This window comes from Nibribacter koreensis, assembly GCF_039541795.1.
Taxonomy (GTDB): domain Bacteria; phylum Bacteroidota; class Bacteroidia; order Cytophagales; family Hymenobacteraceae; genus Nibribacter; species Nibribacter koreensis.
This window is the reverse complement of the sequence record NZ_BAABGX010000002.1, coordinates 421,442-437,907: the sequence shown is the minus strand read 5'-3', so window position 1 is coordinate 437,907 and position 16,466 is coordinate 421,442. Positions and strand designations below refer to the sequence as shown.

Here is a 16,466-nt window from a genome sequence, read left to right as displayed (position 1 = left end):
TCTCAGCCTTAGGCGCTTACTGTAATTTAAAATCTGCCTGAAACCGCAATTGCCCGTTCCTTTTCAAGATATAAGACAGCACTTTTTTATCTGAAGACAGTTGCAAGGTCCATTCATTGGTGGCCGCGGCCGGCAACAGCTGGGCCGTAAAAGCGTCTGCCGGAAAGCTCTGACTAAGGGCCGTTCCGTTAGGTTTGGCATGCCCGCCGTACATGGTCACCGAGTCTGGCGAGCCGTCTGCGTGCCGGTGGTCATGCTTGAGCAGAAGGCCGGTTTTCTTATCAATTGTGATGAGCCAGGTGCGGGAGGTATCATCTCCTACCCAAAACGGCACGCGCAAAGAATCTGAGGACGCTTTCTGGAAAAAGATTTTCAGCTCCTTGCCCGCAAACGGGTCATTGTCGCGCAAGGGTGTTACCACTGTGCCGGTATACGACTTGCCATGATGAGCTTTTAAGGCTTTGAAAAACTGTTTCTGGTCTTTGGTGGCGGGAGTAAAGGCCAGCCATAAAGCCAGCAGGGAATGAAGGAAAAGGAGCATTGTTGGTAGGTTGGTTGACGGTGTAAAGTTTTGTAAATTATATAATTAATTCTGAAGCCGACTCCGCATTTCCGTTTTTGGCCTGTTTTCTGGAAAGCAGGCCAAAAACGGAACGTTCAAGGTCCTTCCTTTTTCGGTATCTTTCCTTTTTAAACCTGACCTCAATTTTATGAAAAAGATATTCTACTTATTAGGTATAGGCTCCCTGTTAGGAGCCACCACAGCCCAAGCACAAACTACTTCTGTCTACAAACCGAATGAACCCTTGGCGCACACCTATTCCATTGTAGCCCGTGACCCTGCTACCGGCGAGATGGCCGTGGCCGTGCAGAGTCACTGGTTTTCGGTGGGCACCTCGGTGAGCTGGGGCGAGGCCGGCGTAGGCGTGGTGGCTACCCAGTCGTTTACCAACAAGTCCTTCGGGCCGCGCGGCTTGGCCTTGATGAAACAGGGCAAGACGGCGCAGGAAACCTTGAAGATTCTGTTGTCTACTGATGAAGGCCGCGAGGTGCGCCAAGTCGCCATTCTGGACGCCAAAGGAAACGTGGCCACGCACACTGGTAACAAGTGCATTAAGTACGCCGGGCACATTACGGGCAAGCAGTTTTCGGTGCAGGCCAACATGATGCTCTCTGACCAGGTATGGCCCGCCATGAGCCGCGCCTTTGAGCAGAATGCCCACTTGCCTTTGGCAGAACGCGTCTTAGCCGCCATGGATGCCGCCGAAGCACAGGGCGGTGACATCAGGGGTAAGCAAAGCGCGGCCTTGCTGGTAGTATCTGGCAAGAAAAGTGACCAGCCGTGGCAGGAGCGACTCATTGACCTGCGGGTAGACGACAACCCCGTTCCCTTGAAAGAATTACGCCGCTTGTTGACGGTGCAACGCGCCTACCAGCATATGAACAACGGCGATCTGGCCGTGGAGAAAAATGACATGGCCCTGGCTATGAAAGAGTACAGCGCCGCCGAAGCCCTGCAACCCGACAACCTGGAGATGCAGTACTGGCACGGAATCACCTTGGCCAATACAGGGAAAATAGACGAGGCGGTGAAGATTCTCGCGCCGGTGTTTAAGGCTGATAAGAACTGGTTGATTTTGACGGAGCGTCTTCCAGAGGTAGGGTTGTTGACGGTGTCGCCGGCGGATTATAAGAAGATTTTGAATGCCAAGTAAAGCTTCTCCGGCTGGAGTCCTCTAAGTGCATTTGCTTTGGCTGTTCCTTTGTAGTTGCCGTTTGATCCGGTGCGAATGATCAACCTTGTTTCATTTCTTCCAGTAAGAGCTCACGGCCGCGGGGCCCCGTCCCGGCCCTTCGCACTGCTGTTGTACTCTGGGCTCAGGAGCCCTGCCTGCGGCAACGAAACAACAGAGGCGCTCAGGATCAGGACTGGTTTGGGTTCCAATTCTGTAATGGCCTGATGGTGGGTTTGTTGCTTGAAGGCAAATTCAGGTACTGTCGCTGCAGAGGCACGCGTGCTGCGCACGGTTTGCTTGATCTGGTATACCGTGACCATGGTTCAAGTCTGCGACTTGGACCCATGATGGAGGCAGTTTGTAACTGCCTCGTAACACTTGCTTTTACCTGCGCATTGCGTCCCCCTTTGAAGGGGGTAGGGGGATGACAACAACGTCTTTGATTTAGGCTTTTCGGTCCTTCGTTTTTAGCCTAATTCTCAGAAAATAGCCCGAAAACGGGAGTGTTTGGAAACCTGAGGAGCTATATTTTTAACTTTTTATTTCGCATTCAGAATTCTTCCTGCTAACTCGGGACTCAGAACTCAAGACTCAGAACTCTATAAAATGTTTTCTTCCTTCAAACACTTCGCGTTGGCCGGTATGCTGGCAGTTTCATTAGGTGCTTCGGCGCAGAACCAAGACTCTTTGCACATTAGAAAAATTTATGACGAGGCGCTCACTAATGGCAAAAGCTATGAGCAGTTGCGCTACCTCACCACCCGCATTGGTGGACGCTTGAGCGGTTCTCCGCAGGCGGCTGCGGCGGTAGAGTGGGCCCGTCAGGAAATGGAAAAGATGGGCTTGGACCGGGTGTACCTGCAAGAAGTAATGGTACCGCATTGGCAGCGCGGCGAGAAGGAGGAGGCCTACATCGTCAACTCCAAAATTTCGCCTAACCAGAAAGTGAATGTTATTGCCTTGGGCGGTTCGGTACCCACGCCGGGTCAGGGACTCACGGCCGAGGTAGTGGAAGTGAAAAGCCTGGACGAACTGCAGAAACTGGGCAAACGAAAGGTACAGGGTAAGATTGTCTTCTTTAGCAGAGCCTTTGACCAAACGCATATCAGAACGGGCCAAGCCTATGGCGGTGCGGTGGACCAGCGTTCAAAAGGACCTTCTGAGGCGGCCAAGCTAGGAGCGGTGGGTGTAGTGGTTCGGTCCATGTCTTCTGCCCTAGATGATGAACCGCACACGGGTGGCTTGCGCTACGCTGAGGATGCGCCTAAGATTCCGGCGGTGGCCATTTCTACCAAAGGCGCTGAATTGCTGAGCAAGCTCTTGAAAGAAGACGCAGACTTGAAACTGCATTTGAAAGTCAATTCCAGATGGTTGCCAGACGTACTCAGCTACAACGTAATTGGAGAGATTAAAGGCTCTGAACGTCCTGATGAAATCATAGTGGTAGGCGGTCACCTGGACAGCTGGGACAACGGCCAGGGTGCGCATGATGATGGCACCGGTTGCGTACAGTCCATGGAGGTATTGCGCATGATGCGGGCTATGAACTACAAACCAAAGCGCACCATCCGGGCGGTCATGTTCATGAACGAGGAGAACGGGTTGCGTGGCGGTACCAAATACGCCCAGGAAGCCAAAGCCAAAAACGAAAAGCACATTGCCGCGCTTGAATCAGATGGGGGAGGCTTTACGCCAAGAGGCTTCAGCATGGACGCTACGCCAGCCGTGTACCAGAAGATTGTGAGTTGGAAGCCGTTGCTGGCACCTTATGGTCTGCATGACATCACGCAAGACGGAGGCGGAGCAGACGTGACGCCGCTCAGAGCCAACGGCGCCGCCGTCATGGAATTTGTGCCAGACTCCCAGCGCTATTTTGAGATTCACCACACCGCCGCAGATACCTTTGATAAAGTAAACCAGCGCGAATTGGAACTTGGCGGTGCCTCCATGGCCGCCTTGATTTACCTGATGGACAAGTACGGGTTGTAGACCAGACGCAAGACGTTAGATATAAGACACAAGACTTTGAGCAATTTAATATGAGGATTGTAGTAAATGGTAAGAGAGTAGCTTTTACAACCTCCGCATGTTTTATGATTGCCACACTTTGTTTAACTCTGTTTAATGGTGATATCATTCTTGTTAGCCCATTTCTGTTTACGTTGGCTATTATTTTAACCAACTTGGATAGGGTTGGAATGAATAAGTACAGAGCTATTTTACTAGGATTAGCTTTGACACTTCCAGTATTTTATATGGCTTTGCTTTCTACAATTGGGCTAGGTCATTGGATAGGCATTTATTCCATCCCATTGATTTCTTTAGTTGCGGCAGCTATCATGTTTTTGGTACATAGCCTTTATATAAAAATGAGAAGCTTTAAAGTCGGATTAGTCATTACGGCTCTCTTAGCATTAGGCTCTTTCCCAACCGTTGGTATAATAAATAAAACCTTTCCCAATTTCGATGCTCCAATTGCTCTCGCGCTTGACCCAACATTATTCTTTATTTGCTGGCAAACACTTACAGCGCTAGGGATTAGCATGGGAATATGGATGCAAACACAAAAAAGGAATGAATTCATCGTCTTTTAAAGCACGATGCTTTCACTCAAAGCATAGAAAAAGCCGGTGACCTAATCACCGGCTTTTTCTATGCCTTCTGCCTGAATTTCTCTGGCGTGGTACCGGTCTGTTTCTTGAAGAATCTACTAAAGTAGGAATTGTCCTCAAATCCTAACTGACCGGCAATCTGCGCAATGGTTAGGTGCGGAGAATGGGTGAGGAGTCGTTTGGCTTCCAGGATGAGGCGCTCCTGCAAGAGATCAGACGTGGTTTTGCCCAAGTTCTGCTTGCAGAGTTCGTTGAGGTATTTGGGGGTGAGATGGAGGGCCTCTGAGTAGAAGGAAATGGGCTGGTGCTCCAGGTAATGCTGTTCCACCAGGCTCTCTAACTGGTACAACTGGAACGGCCAACTCTGTGCGTCAGGTTGGACAGTAGCCACAGGATAAAGTCTTGCCAGTTGAATCAAAAGTAGTTCTAAGTGAGCCCGTAATGCCTCTTGTTGGAATGCCTTTACCTGCGCATATTCTTGTTGCATTTGCTGGAGCAGTTGCGCGACGGGGTGCAAGGCTTCTTTACTAGAGAACAGCACCGGCGCATATTGCCAGGACTGGAAGAAGGGGAACCGCCTCAACGTATCTGTGGAGTAAGCGCCCTGGTAAAATTCTGGGGTGAAGAAAAGCAACGTGCCTTGGGTGTCTGTTGATAATTCCCAGGCGTGTACTTGCCCGGGCGTCAAGAAATAGAAGCTGTCGGCCTGAACCGGGTACTCCGTGAAGTCAATGGTGTGCGTACCTTGCCCCGCTGAGACATGCAACAACAGGTAGAAGTCATGCTTGTGCGGGGCCTGCACGAAGGCGTGCTTCTGGCGGTGCGTCTGCAAGTCTACAATATGAAACCCGCGGGCCAGGGCCTTGGCGGCGGTAAAGTCAGGGATACGGTAAACGGGCAGTTTTTGGGGCATAGGCACATCTGCACACACGGGTGCCGATTTTGGCCTAATTTCAGAAAAATAGCCTAAAAACGAATCAGAAATTAATGCCCCCGGGCTTGGGGACTAGAAGCCGCTGTTGGGTCATAGCCAATGAAGATGTTGATCCAGATAGCGCGCGAAAGCTTGAAGATGGCCGGCAAGAACAAGAGCAGAGATACCAGCAAAGCGCCAATGAACATCCAGAGCGTAATCTCATCTGAGAACAGCATCATGAGCCACACCACCGCCAGGGTAGGTCCAGAGGTTAAGGCATAGCTCACAAACATGGCGCCGTAGTAATAGCCTGGTTCGGGCTCAAAGACCTGCTGGCAGACGGGACAGTTGGGGTGCATTTCAGACATCTTGCTCCAACTGAGTAAACTGTTGTTCACAAACAAATCACCCTCGTGGCAACGGGGGCATTTGAGTCTTGCAATGCTGTAGAGTTTAGAACCTTTTCCTAACATGGTTTCTGGGCGTTTGTCTTCTACAAAGGTACGTTCCTTTTACGGTGGAGGATAGGACAAATGACGGGTGTTACGGTAGTTTCTTAGTTCCTAACCAAGAGGAAAGGAGTAATGCCATTCTTCGTTTTTGGTCTTATTCTTGGAAAACAGGCTAAAAACGATGTCGTGGCAAAGTCCCTCGCAACGTAGAAATTGCAATGAGCTTTGCCACGCCGCGTACTAATGGAAACCAGTTACAGATAATTACTTTCTCTTAATTCACCCTGTTCTCTTCCTCAGAGGTGCCGGTTTTTCTGTTGCGGGCGGTCTTTATTTTGCTGTTGCCAAACTTATAGTCAAAGGTGAGGTTTAGGCGGCGGCTTTCCCATTCGTTCTGCCAGGTCATGTTCACGTTGGCGTAGTCCAGGGTGCTTCTGAACCGGACGGTATTAAACACGTCGCGTAGTTTCAAGGCCACGGTGGCCCGGCCATCTAAGAAAGTTTTCTTCGCGCCTAAGTCCATGGCGTAATTGGCTTTCACATTAAACAAACCAGATACTGACGGTGAGCTATAGTACGCTGAATACTGCAACGTAATCTTTTTGGGCAGGGTAAAGTTATGATCGGTGCTGGCACTCCATGCAAATTGCTTTTGGTTGTAAGACGTGTTCTGGACTGGCGTGTTAACTTGGTCCAGGCTGCCTTGTAGTTGTACGTTGGCGCTCCACCAGGTACGAACGGGCAAGGTACCGCCACTGCTCAAGCTCAGGGAAGAAGCGCGGCTCAGGTTCTGCGGCGTACTGATGCTCTCCTTGGTCTGGTCATTCTGGGTGACCACCTCCATCACAAAGTCCTTCTGCTGTAGATAGCTGACGCTCAGCAACTGGAAGTTCTTGAACGTGTAGTTGAACTGCAACGAATTGGAGAAGGAAGGCTGCAAAAAAGGATTGCCTCTGAGGCCGGTATACGGGTCTGAGAAAAAGGTGAACGGGTTGAGGCTTCGGTAAGACGGTCTACTGATTCTTCTGCTATAGGAGGCAGAAAACTGGTGGTCATCATGCGGCGTGAAGCTGGCAAACAGGCTAGGGAACAACTGCCAGTAGTTGCGGTCTACCACGTTTTCTGCGGTAAGCGAATTGCCTAATGAAACGGTTTGCTCGGCGCGCAAGCCGGCTTTCAAACTCAGGGCTTTGCTTACTTTTTGACTCAGGCTGATGTACCCTGCGTTGATGTTCTCGTCATAGATGAAATGGTTGGTGCGGCGGTCATCCTGTTGCCAGGTGTTCTCAGCGGACTGCGTCTGGAAATGCAGATCAGAATCAGTGCGTACCCAAGAGCTTTTCCAGCCGGTTTCAGCCTTTAGGTTTTTGCCCAGCGGATGCACGTAATCCAACTTAACAGCGTAAATGCGGACGGCGGCCTCAGAGAAGCTTCTTAGTTGCTCCAAGGTCTTTCCGTTCTGGATAGAGGACTCAAAGTATTGATTGGTGAAATGCTCGTCTTTTCCGTTTTGGTAGCGCACGTAGTCGGTGTCAAGGGTGAGCGTGCGGCCGGTGGTGTCTATCTCGAAGCGGTAGTTAAAATTAAGGCTGTAGTTGCTGGAGGAAAGGGTGTTGGGGTTGCTCATGAGCGTACTACCAATGGCCTTGCCCGGCACGTCAAAGCTCACCGAGTTGCTGGTGGTGACCGCTTCTTCAGGTGAAGAATAACCTTTCAGCATAAGACCCACTGTGTGTTTTTTGCTGATGAAATAATCCATGCCCGCCGCTACGTTTACGCTCTTGGTAACCGGGTGCCAGTAGTTGACCGAGCGGTACACGCTGTCCCGGATGGTGCGCTCCATGGTCAGGCGGTTGTAGGAGTTGTAATGCCCGGCGTTGACGCGCGAGAAGAAGCTCACTTTGCCCAGGTTGTAGTTCAAATTCAGGCCGCCCCATACCTTCTCATAGGTGCCGTAGCCCGTGCCCAGGTTCATGCTTCCGTTCATGCCTTTGGTGAGTTCGCGCTTAAGCTGGATGTTGATAACGCCCGCGGTGCCGGCGGCGTCAAAGGAGGCGGGCGGGTTGGCAATGAGTTCTACCTTACTCACGCTGGCCGCCGGAAGGGACTTTAAGTAGTTGTTCAACTCCTGGCCAGTCATGTAGGTCATCTTGCCATTGATCATCACGTTCACGCTGGAACTGCCTCTAAACACAATGTTGTCGTCTTTGTCCAGCCGTACGCCTGGCGCATTTTTAAGCACTTCTAGGGCATTGTCACCGGCGGTGTTCAGTTTCTCCACGTTCAGGATCAGCCTGTCAGCCTGCTGTTCCAGTAAAGGACGCTGGCCTTGCACCATCACCTCCTTTAAAGCAGTGCTTTTCTCAGAAGTCACTAAGGCCGGCACCTGCACCGGCTGAGCTTTTACTTCAAAAGAAGCGCTCAGGGCGGAGTTTAAGTCAATGCGGGTGGCTTTGACAAGGTATCTTCCAGCTGTCACTTTCTCAAAGGCGTAGGCGCCCGCTTCATCGGCGGTTTGGGCGAGGGCAATTGCTGAGTCCGGTAGGTGCAACAGCATCACAGTGGCGTAGGCAACCGGTTGGCCTTTGGCGTCTTGCACGGTGCCTTTCACAGTGGTAGGGCCGGTCTGCGCCAAGGCAGAAAAGGAGAGCAGAAAAGTGGTGAGGGCCAGTAGCCAGGTGGAGGTGGAAGTAGAGAATGTTTTCATAGCAACAGCGTCTTGTAGTATTGTTGCCCAAAGGTGAAGAAGCCCGCGCACCCCTTAAAAAATAATATCCCAACACCTCTAACTATTATCCCAACCGCCGTTTTTGGCCTGTTTTAGCCAAAAGAGCCCAAAAACGGACGTTCACATCACAAAAGCGGGGGTTGGTGTAAAAAAGTTAGAAAGGCTGAGAAGGCTGTGTAGTTTTGAGGGATGAAAAAGCACAGAACCCTTCTTCTGCACATAGCTGCCTGGTCCCTGTATCTGCTGTACTGTCTGGTGGGCCTTTACTTGGAGCCGCTCCAGAAACGGTCAGTGATGATGTGGTTGCAGTTCTCTTATATTCTGTCCCTGATGGCGGTGTTCTATTACTGTTACCTGTTTGTGTACCCTAGGTATTTGAATAGAGAGCGCATTCTGTATTTCCTTTTAGCGCTAGGCTGGGCTCCCGCCATTTTTGTGGCCACCCGGTACCTGATTGAAGAGAACCTGTACCCGGCAGTGCTGGGGTTTCAGAACTATACGGTGGGCACCAGCCTCCGATTTATCATCTTGGACAACCTGTTTAGGGCTACGCCCATGATGGCCCTAAGCGCAGTGGTTTGGAGCGTGGAGAACGTCTTTAAAAAAGAGAAAGAAAACAAGCTATTGCGTCTAGAAAAGAACCAGGCCGAGCTGGCATTTCTCAAATCACAGGTCAACCCGCATTTCCTTTACAACACGCTCAATTACATCTACGCCCTGGCGTATCCTGTTTCTGAGCAATTGGCAGAGGCCATCATGAAGCTCTCAGACATGATGCGCTACATGCTCCATGACAGCCCAGACGGCAAAGTAGAACTGCAGAAAGAAGTGGATTACTTGCAAAGTTTTATTGACATTTTCAGGCTACGGTTTGAGGACAGGTTCTTCGTGAATTTTGACGTGCAAGGCAACGTAGATGGACAGCGGGTGGCTTCCTTGGTCTTGATTCCCTTTGTAGAAAATGCCTTTAAGCACGGGGTGGTCAGTAACCCCGCCACACCGGTAGACATCCAGTTGCAGGTGGTAGGCAACACGCTGTCCTTTGTAGTACGCAACCATATCAACAGCCATCAGAAAGACCACAGCACCGGTATTGGCCTGGTGAACATCAAGCGGAGGCTGGCCCTGCTGTACCCCGGCCAACACCACCTAGAGGTGCAGAACACAGACGGCGTGTATGAAGCCAAACTGGAATTGAACGTACAGTAAAGACGTTTTTGGCCTGATTCTGTGAAAACAAGCCAAAAACGATGTGCCCTGCTCTAGTTCATTCCCGCGCGTTCCCTTATCTTCCATTCCTAATTCTTAATTCGTTATTGAAAATGATCAGGTGCATTTGTGTAGATGATGAGGCCTACGCGTCCAACCTCCTCAAGGCGTACATAGACAAGATTCCGTTTCTGGAGTTTGCGGGCAGTACCACCAGTCCCATAGAGGCCTTGGGCTGGGTGAGCGACGGCCGCTGTGATTTGGTGTTTCTGGACATTCAGATGCCTGAGCTCACCGGCTTGCAGTTCTTGAAACTGGCGGGCAACAAATGCAAGGTCATTCTCACCACCGCCTACCCAGAATACGCCCTGGAAGGTTATGAACATGACGTGGTGGATTATCTGCTCAAGCCCATCGCGTTTGACCGGTTCTTGAAAGCAGTGCAGAAGGCGCAGGCTTTATTGCAACCGGCAACGGTTTCTGTTCAGGCGGCACCTTCGTTTGTAACCTTGCCAAGTACTCCCGCCGTGACCAGTGCACCGGCAGATTATATGTTTGTGAAGGGCGAGAGCAAGAACAAATTCCTCCGCATCAACTACGCAGACATCCTCTATATTGAAGGCCTCAAGAACTACGTGTCTCTGTACCTGCCGCAACAACGGGTAGTCACCTACCAAACCCTGCGCGATTTAGAGGAACAACTGCCGCAGCCACCTTTCTACCGGGTGCACAAATCTTACATCATTTCCATTGACAAGGTGAGCATGGTAGACGGCAACACACTCTACATCCAGGACACTTCTCTTCCCATAGGAGAAACCTACCGCGACGGCTTCTTCAAGCTCATCAAAGACAGAGAGAAACTATAAAGTCATTGAGATTTTAAGAAAGCCGTTTTCAGCCTATTTTCTCGAAAACAGGCTGAAAACGGCTTTCTTATGCGGTGGCTTGAAAGTGCTGAAAATAAAGTGAGTATTCTTTTACGCTGGTTGTAAGAAAACGCAACCTGCCACTACTAATAGGCAGAATGACCTGTAACGGTCATGCAAGCAACCACAAAGATGGAACTGGATTGAATAATTTGGCATTTAGCAAATATTAAATATTCATCCAGAAAGGGAGGTGGTTCCAAAAGAATTGCCCAATTTCGTCTAACAAATCCAAAACCCACTAGTAAATTTTCACAAACCCACACACAACCCTATGTTTTCAAAGAAGCATTTATTCGTTGCGGCGGCAGCGGCCATGCTCTCTTCTACGGCGGCGCAAGCCCAGAAAGTAGAGTTCACAGAGTATGATTTACCCAATGGCTTACACGTAATTCTACACCAGGACAAAACTGCCCCCGTGGTAGCGGTGTCTGTGATGTACCACGTGGGCTCTAAAAACGAACAAGTGGGCCGCTCTGGCTTCGCGCACTTCTTTGAGCATTTACTGTTTGAAGGTACCCAGAACATTAAACGCGGCGAGTTCTTCAAGTTGGTGTCCAGCAACGGCGGCCAGAACAATGCCACCACCTCGCATGACCGTACTTTCTACTATGAGGTGTTCCCGTCTAACCAGTTGGAGTTGGGTCTGTGGTTGGAAAGCGAGCGTATGTTGCACCCAGTTATCAATGAGATTGGCGTGAAAACCCAGAACGAGGTAGTGAAGGAAGAGAAGCGCATGCGTATTGACAACCAGCCGTACGGTGGGTTTGCCAATGAGATGTTCAAGCGTCTATTCACCAAGCACCCGTACAACTGGCAGCCCATCGGGTCTATGGCAGATTTGGACGCGGCTACTTTGCCAGAGTTTCAGGCCTTCTTCAAGAAATATTACGTGCCTAACAACGCCGTGCTTTCCATTGCCGGTGACATAGACATCGCTAAAACCAAGGACCTGGTAAGTGCTTATTTCAGTGCCGTGCCTAAAGGTGCCCCGGTGGATTATAAGAAAGTGATTGAGGAGCCTATCACTAAGATGATAGTAGACACCGCCTATGACGCCAACATTCAGATCCCGGCCATCTTTGCAGGCTACCGCGTACCGGGCATGACCGACAAGGATTCTAAGGCTATGGAAATGATCTCTTCCATCCTGTCTGGCGGTGCCAGCTCTAAGCTTTACAAGAAAATGGTGGATGAGAAGAAGAACGCCCTGCAAGTGGCGGCCTTCAACTTCAGCCTGGAGGATTACGGTGCTTACCTGACTTTGGCTTTGCCTAACAACAACACGCCGCTTCCAGAGCTTTTGAAAGACATTGACGCCGAGGTAGCCAGCCTGCAAAACAACCTGATCTCTGAAGAGGAATACAAGAAGATTCAGAACCAGTTTGAGAACAACTACGTGACGGCCAACTCTACCATGCTGGGCGTGGCTGAGAACCTGGCGGCGGGGTATACCTTCCACAACAAGAACACCAACAACATTAACCAGGAGCTGGACAAGATCAGAGCCGTTACCCGTCAGGACATCCAGGCGGCGGCCAAGAAATACCTGCAACCCAATGCGCGCGTAGTGTTGTACTATTTGCCAGCCTCTGCCAAAGCATCTAAATAATTAAGGTTTGAACGCGGCTCTTCCTGGCCTTAGCTAGTTTGATTCGCTTTACATACAGAACATCATGATGAAAAAATATTTTTTACTATTGGCCGGTGCCTTTCTTCTATTCAATGCAGAAGCGCAGGTTAAGATAGACAGATCAAAGAAGCCAGCGGCCGGTCCGGCGCCGGTTGTCAAGTTGCAAGACCCGGTTACGTTTAAGCTCAAGAACGGCATTACCGTGTTGGTAGTGGAAGACCACAAACTGCCGCGTGTCTCTGCTTCTTACTTTATTGACGCAGGTCCCATCACTGAAGGCAATAAGGCCGGAGTGCTGAGCCTGATGGGCCAGATGCTGAACGAAGGCACCAAAGACATGTCCAAAGCCGCTTTTGATGAGGCCGTAGACCGCATGGGGGCCAGTGTGAGCCTTTCTTCTTCGGGAGGAAGTGCCGCCGCCTTGACCCGTTATTTCAATGAGGCCTTCACCTTGATGGGCAAGGGCCTGAAAAACCCAGCCTTCACCCAGGCGTCTTTTGACAAGATCAAGTCACAGGCGTTGACGGGCATCAAGAGCAATGAGAAAAACGTGAAAGCCGTTTCTGGCAGAGTTGTGAACGCCTTGGCCTATGGCAAAAGCCATCCGTCTGGCGAGTTCACCACTGAGGAGACCATCAACGCCATCACCCTGGCCGATGTGAAAGAGGCGTACAACAAATACATCACGCCATCCAGAGGCTACCTAACCATCATTGGTGACATAAAGCCAGACGCCGCCAAGGTACTAGCTGAGAAAGTGCTAGGTGATTTGAAAGGCCCTGCCTTGAAATTGCCTACGCTGGCCATGGTGCCTAATCCAGCTAAAACCGAGATCAACGTGGTGAACATGTCCAACGCGGTGCAATCTGAGATTGCCGTGGTGAACCTGGTAGACCTGAAGATGAACAACCCAGATTTCTTCCCGGTGTTGTTGGCCAACCAGATTCTGGGCGGCGGCGGCGATGCCCGCTTGTTCAACAACCTGCGTGAGAAGCACGGCTTCACCTATGGAGCGTATTCTAGCATCGGGTCTGGTCGTTTCCAGAACGCCTTCTCGGCTACCGCTTCAGTAAGAACTGCCAAAACGGACAGCGCCGTGGTAGAATTCATCAAGGAAATTGAGAAACTGCGCACTGAGAAAGTGACTGATGAGGAACTAGCTAGCGCCAAAGCCTTAGCCAACGGCTCTTTCGCCTTGGGTATGGAGAACAAAGGCCGCACCGCCGGTTTCGCGCGTAATATCTTAATCAATGACCTGCCTAAGGATTTCTACAAGACCTATTTGCAGAAGATCAACGCCGTGACCAAAGAAGACATTCAGCGCGTGGCCCAGAAGTACTTTAACAGCAACAACACCCGCGTGGTGATTGTAGGTAACACCAGTGAGATGCTGGATGGCTTGAAGAGACTCAACTACCCTATCAAGCAGTTTGACACCTTCGCCAATCCTATCACCGCTGGTGCTGCTTCTTCGGCGTCTACCTCGGCGCCAGTGAACGTGAAAGCCACGGATATTTTCAACAACTACTTGAAAGCCCTTGGCGGCGAGGCTGAGTTGAAAAAAGTGAAGTCTATTGCCGCTAACATGTCCATGAGCATGCAAGGTGCTACCCTAGATGTGCAAGCCAAGCAAATGGCGCCAAACATGGAGTCTATGACGATGTCCATGGGCGGCAACCCAGTTATGAAAACGCGCTTCAATGGCAAAGCCGGCTATCAGGAGCAAATGGGCCAGAAACAGCCAATGACGCCAGAGCAGATCAAAGAGAAAGCCGACATCACCGGCCTGTTTGAGCAATTGGACTACGTGAAGAACCCAGCGTTCAAGGCCGAGGTGAAGGGCGTAGAGAAAGTGAATGGTTCTGATGCCTACAAAGTAGCTATTACCTACCCAGCCGGTAAGACCAAAACCGAGTTCTATGACGTGGCCAGCAAGTTGCTAGTGAAAAGCGAAGAATCCACCACTGCCAACAACATGACCATCAACAACAGCACCGAGTACAATGACTACAAGAAAGTAGGCAACATCTTGTACCCGCATGCCATCACCCTGACCGTGACTGCGGCTGGTCAACAGCAGGTGTTAGAAATGAAAGCCCAATCTGTGAAACTGAACGAAGGCGTAACTGCCGCAGACTTCAACTAAACAGCAAGCGTATGTAATAAAAAGGGAGCTGGCCACATTGGTCAGCTCCCTTTTTTGTGCCGTCGTTTTTGGCCTGTTTTCCAGAAATCAGCCTAAAAATGGATGGAGTTTATCTTGCAATGATCAGCCTTTGAACCCATTGGCCTTGGCTGGTCTGTAGCTTAATGACGTACATTCCCTGGGCTAAACCTTGCACAGAAAAGCTAAGGCCGTCTATGGTCTGTTGAGCGGGTAATGTTTGAACTTTCTTACCCTGCAGAGTGTAGACCTCGGCCCCAAAAACTTTAATAGAAGCAGTTGTCTTAACCTGGAAAAAGTCTTGAGCGGGGTTAGGGTAAAACGTGAGTTGCGGTTGTAATTCTTCGGCTAAACCCGTGATGGTACTGCCTAGCTCAGTGGAGGCTAAGCTTTTTCCGCCGGCAGGTCCATCAAAGTCTGCATAGATGCGGTAATAGTACGTTTTGTCTACCGGAAGTCCTTGCCCGTTGTTGCTGTCTAGGAAAGAGGTGGCATTGGCGGCCACCTCACCCACTTTAATGAAACCGCTACTGGGCGGAATACCCGTCTCACAGCCTCCCGGTGAGAACGTAGAAGGCCCTTCTTTTCTATAAATGTAAATTTTTCTGGCGCCGCTACAGGCATACGCTTGCCAGGCGACACGTATGCTGTTGTTGGCCTGCCTTACCACTGAGGAAAGCACCGGCGCAGGGCCTACCATGGTAACGCGCCAGGCCTGTACATCTGCCAACGGTTGCACACCAGCCGGTGGAACATCTACTGCTCTAAAGACTACTTGATAGGGTTGCCGGCGTACGGCCAGGCATTCTGATGGCAAGCTAAAAGAATAGGAATTCTCCTCAGTGGCAGATTTGACAAATGTAGAAGAAAGATTTCCTAGATAGGATTTTATAACAACTGGTTGGTTTTCTAGATCAGTGGCTTTTATCACGTGTTGGACGCTGGTACCGGCTACCAGGCAGATGTCTGCAGGCAGTAAGAGTTTGGGTGGTTTGTTAGAAATGTCCATTACCAGAATCTGCATGTCCCGCACCACGCGTCCAATCAAACGGCCGGCCCGCCACTCTTCCACCACAATGGCTACCGCGTATGCGCCCAGTCTGCTAGGTGTGTTCCAGGTCAATTGCCCCGTGTTTGGGTCTAGCCTGAAAGAAGCCACGGTAGCATCTGTGGGTACTCCCAGAAAGTTTTCTAACCCAGTATAGCCAAGAGCGGTTCTCCAAACCGGATCTCCGCAAGCATTTCTGCCACCATCAATTTTAGGCTCCACCATCCTAAACACTAAGCTATCCCCGTCAGGATCATAAGCGCCAGGGTTGTGCGTAAAGACGCTGTTGATATCGGCCACGTCAATGGGTGGTACCTGTAGGATAGGTGATCTGTTCAAGCCTAAAAACTGGTCAACGGTGATGGTAGCGGTGAGAAAAAAGGTCTGTTGTACGGAGTTGGTAACGTTTATAATTCCCCAATTCCGGTTTTCAGCTACATAAGAGACCGTATAGGTGCCTTCACTGGCGTAGGTATGCTCAAAGTAATAGGTGTTGACCCAGCTAGAGTACTCCCCATTCACTAGCTCAGCTCGCACGGTCCTATTAGAAGTTTGAGGGGTGCTACAGTCTCCAAAATAAAGAGTTGCCTCTACGTCTTCTATGGCACCGGGTGCTTTAACCGTATAGGTTACTAATTTAAAGAAGAACCGAAGCGGGTTTCTAGCAGCAGTGGTGTCGCTTTTAAAGAATAAGTTACCAGCTCTTTTATGGGTAGCGTGCGCGTTCAAGCTAACCATAAGAAAGCCTAAGACTACAAGAATCCTTAGAACAGCCAATTGTTGTGGGAAAAAGTACTTTTTCATACTGACTATTTTTAGAGGTGAAACTTGCGTCAAATCATATGGCTTTGGTGAGGGGGCTAATCAAAGTGTCCGTCACATTTGTAGAACACCACCTCTTTGCCTCTTTATATCATTTGCCAGCAAAAGGTAAAATAATTCATGCAGAAATTTTAATATGAATTCCTGTTTTTGGCCTGTTTTCCAGGAATCAGCCAAAAAACTGAAAAAGCATTTCTTGCCCTAAATCTTCAATCTA

General features: G+C 50.1%; 13 protein-coding genes. 7 read left to right on the top strand and 6 right to left on the bottom strand.

Translation table 11 applies throughout. The features are described 5' to 3' along the window. Positions 1-16 precede the first annotated feature (16 nt). Positions 17-541, bottom strand: a complete 525-nt coding sequence (locus tag ABD880_RS09080; RefSeq protein WP_345164850.1) for a hypothetical protein — start codon at positions 539-541, stop codon at positions 17-19. A gap of 169 nt (positions 542-710) precedes the next feature. Here ABD880_RS09080 and ABD880_RS09075 point away from each other — a divergent pair, with 169 nt between their 5' ends. Beyond that, complete coding sequence (locus ABD880_RS09075; RefSeq protein ID WP_345164848.1) at positions 711-1,715, top strand: DUF1028 domain-containing protein; 1,005 nt, start codon at positions 711-713, stop codon at positions 1,713-1,715. A 110-nt stretch (positions 1,716-1,825) separates the two neighbouring features. On the opposite strand, the gene ABD880_RS09070 is transcribed toward ABD880_RS09075, so the two are convergent. Beyond that, positions 1,826-2,056: a hypothetical protein gene (locus ABD880_RS09070; protein WP_345164846.1), complete on the bottom strand. Its 231-nt coding sequence runs from the start codon at positions 2,054-2,056 to the stop codon at positions 1,826-1,828. A gap of 286 nt (positions 2,057-2,342) precedes the next feature. Here ABD880_RS09070 and ABD880_RS09065 point away from each other — a divergent pair, with 286 nt between their 5' ends. Both ABD880_RS09065 and ABD880_RS09060 read left to right on the top strand, forming a co-directional pair. Continuing rightward, positions 2,343-3,725: a M20/M25/M40 family metallo-hydrolase gene (locus ABD880_RS09065; protein ID WP_425575829.1), complete on the top strand. Its 1,383-nt coding sequence runs from the start codon at positions 2,343-2,345 to the stop codon at positions 3,723-3,725. A 104-nt stretch (positions 3,726-3,829) separates the two neighbouring features. Continuing rightward, complete coding sequence (locus ABD880_RS09060; RefSeq protein WP_345164844.1) at positions 3,830-4,330, top strand: hypothetical protein; 501 nt, start codon at positions 3,830-3,832, stop codon at positions 4,328-4,330. A gap of 58 nt (positions 4,331-4,388) precedes the next feature. Here ABD880_RS09060 and ABD880_RS09055 read toward each other — a convergent pair whose 3' ends face one another. The 3 genes from ABD880_RS09055 to ABD880_RS09045 all read right to left on the bottom strand — a co-directional run bounded on the left by ABD880_RS09055 (position 4,389) and on the right by ABD880_RS09045 (position 8,423). Then, entirely contained in the window at positions 4,389-5,261 is an 873-nt protein-coding gene (locus ABD880_RS09055) for a helix-turn-helix domain-containing protein (RefSeq protein ID WP_345164842.1), read from the bottom strand. Positions 5,262-5,332: 71 nt separating this feature from the next. Continuing rightward, positions 5,333-5,737, bottom strand: a complete 405-nt coding sequence (locus tag ABD880_RS09050) for a DUF983 domain-containing protein (RefSeq protein ID WP_345164839.1) — start codon at positions 5,735-5,737, stop codon at positions 5,333-5,335. Positions 5,738-5,990: 253 nt separating this feature from the next. Further along, positions 5,991-8,423, bottom strand: coding sequence for a TonB-dependent receptor domain-containing protein (locus ABD880_RS09045; RefSeq protein ID WP_345164837.1), 2,433 nt, complete (start codon positions 8,421-8,423; stop codon positions 5,991-5,993). A 210-nt stretch (positions 8,424-8,633) separates the two neighbouring features. Here ABD880_RS09045 and ABD880_RS09040 point away from each other — a divergent pair, with 210 nt between their 5' ends. The 4 genes from ABD880_RS09040 (at position 8,634) to ABD880_RS09025 (ending at position 14,361) form a co-directional block, all read left to right on the top strand. Beyond that, a complete protein-coding gene (locus ABD880_RS09040) occupies positions 8,634-9,653 on the top strand; it encodes a sensor histidine kinase (RefSeq protein ID WP_345164835.1) in 1,020 nt (339 codons plus the stop codon). A gap of 113 nt (positions 9,654-9,766) precedes the next feature. Next, positions 9,767-10,522 (top strand): LytR/AlgR family response regulator transcription factor, encoded by a 756-nt coding sequence (locus tag ABD880_RS09035; protein WP_345164833.1) that lies wholly within the window; start codon positions 9,767-9,769, stop codon positions 10,520-10,522. 334 nt (positions 10,523-10,856) lie between these two features. Beyond that, entirely contained in the window at positions 10,857-12,194 is a 1,338-nt protein-coding gene (locus ABD880_RS09030) for a M16 family metallopeptidase (protein ID WP_345164831.1), read from the top strand. Positions 12,195-12,258: 64 nt separating this feature from the next. After that, positions 12,259-14,361, top strand: a complete 2,103-nt coding sequence (locus tag ABD880_RS09025; RefSeq protein WP_345164829.1) for an insulinase family protein — start codon at positions 12,259-12,261, stop codon at positions 14,359-14,361. 109 nt (positions 14,362-14,470) lie between these two features. On the opposite strand, the gene ABD880_RS09020 is transcribed toward ABD880_RS09025, so the two are convergent. Next, entirely contained in the window at positions 14,471-16,231 is a 1,761-nt protein-coding gene (locus tag ABD880_RS09020) for a T9SS type A sorting domain-containing protein (RefSeq protein ID WP_345164827.1), read from the bottom strand. Positions 16,232-16,466: the final 235 nt, after the last annotated feature.

What these genes read in the sequence shown, in the direction of transcription:
- ABD880_RS09080 (WP_345164850.1), bottom strand. Translation starts at nt 541, where the DNA reads ATGCTCCTTTTCCTTCATTCCCTGCTGGCTTTATGGCTGGCCTTTACT.
- ABD880_RS09075 (WP_345164848.1), top strand. Translation starts at nt 711, where the DNA reads ATGAAAAAGATATTCTACTTATTAGGTATAGGCTCCCTGTTAGGAGCC.
- ABD880_RS09070 (WP_345164846.1), bottom strand. Translation starts at nt 2,056, where the DNA reads ATGGTCACGGTATACCAGATCAAGCAAACCGTGCGCAGCACGCGTGCC.
- ABD880_RS09065 (WP_425575829.1), top strand. Translation starts at nt 2,343, where the DNA reads ATGTTTTCTTCCTTCAAACACTTCGCGTTGGCCGGTATGCTGGCAGTT.
- ABD880_RS09060 (WP_345164844.1), top strand. Translation starts at nt 3,830, where the DNA reads ATGATTGCCACACTTTGTTTAACTCTGTTTAATGGTGATATCATTCTT.
- ABD880_RS09055 (WP_345164842.1), bottom strand. Translation starts at nt 5,261, where the DNA reads ATGCCCCAAAAACTGCCCGTTTACCGTATCCCTGACTTTACCGCCGCC.
- ABD880_RS09050 (WP_345164839.1), bottom strand. Translation starts at nt 5,737, where the DNA reads ATGTTAGGAAAAGGTTCTAAACTCTACAGCATTGCAAGACTCAAATGC.
- ABD880_RS09045 (WP_345164837.1), bottom strand. Translation starts at nt 8,423, where the DNA reads ATGAAAACATTCTCTACTTCCACCTCCACCTGGCTACTGGCCCTCACC.
- ABD880_RS09040 (WP_345164835.1), top strand. Translation starts at nt 8,634, where the DNA reads ATGAAAAAGCACAGAACCCTTCTTCTGCACATAGCTGCCTGGTCCCTG.
- ABD880_RS09035 (WP_345164833.1), top strand. Translation starts at nt 9,767, where the DNA reads ATGATCAGGTGCATTTGTGTAGATGATGAGGCCTACGCGTCCAACCTC.
- ABD880_RS09030 (WP_345164831.1), top strand. Translation starts at nt 10,857, where the DNA reads ATGTTTTCAAAGAAGCATTTATTCGTTGCGGCGGCAGCGGCCATGCTC.
- ABD880_RS09025 (WP_345164829.1), top strand. Translation starts at nt 12,259, where the DNA reads ATGATGAAAAAATATTTTTTACTATTGGCCGGTGCCTTTCTTCTATTC.
- ABD880_RS09020 (WP_345164827.1), bottom strand. Translation starts at nt 16,231, where the DNA reads ATGAAAAAGTACTTTTTCCCACAACAATTGGCTGTTCTAAGGATTCTT.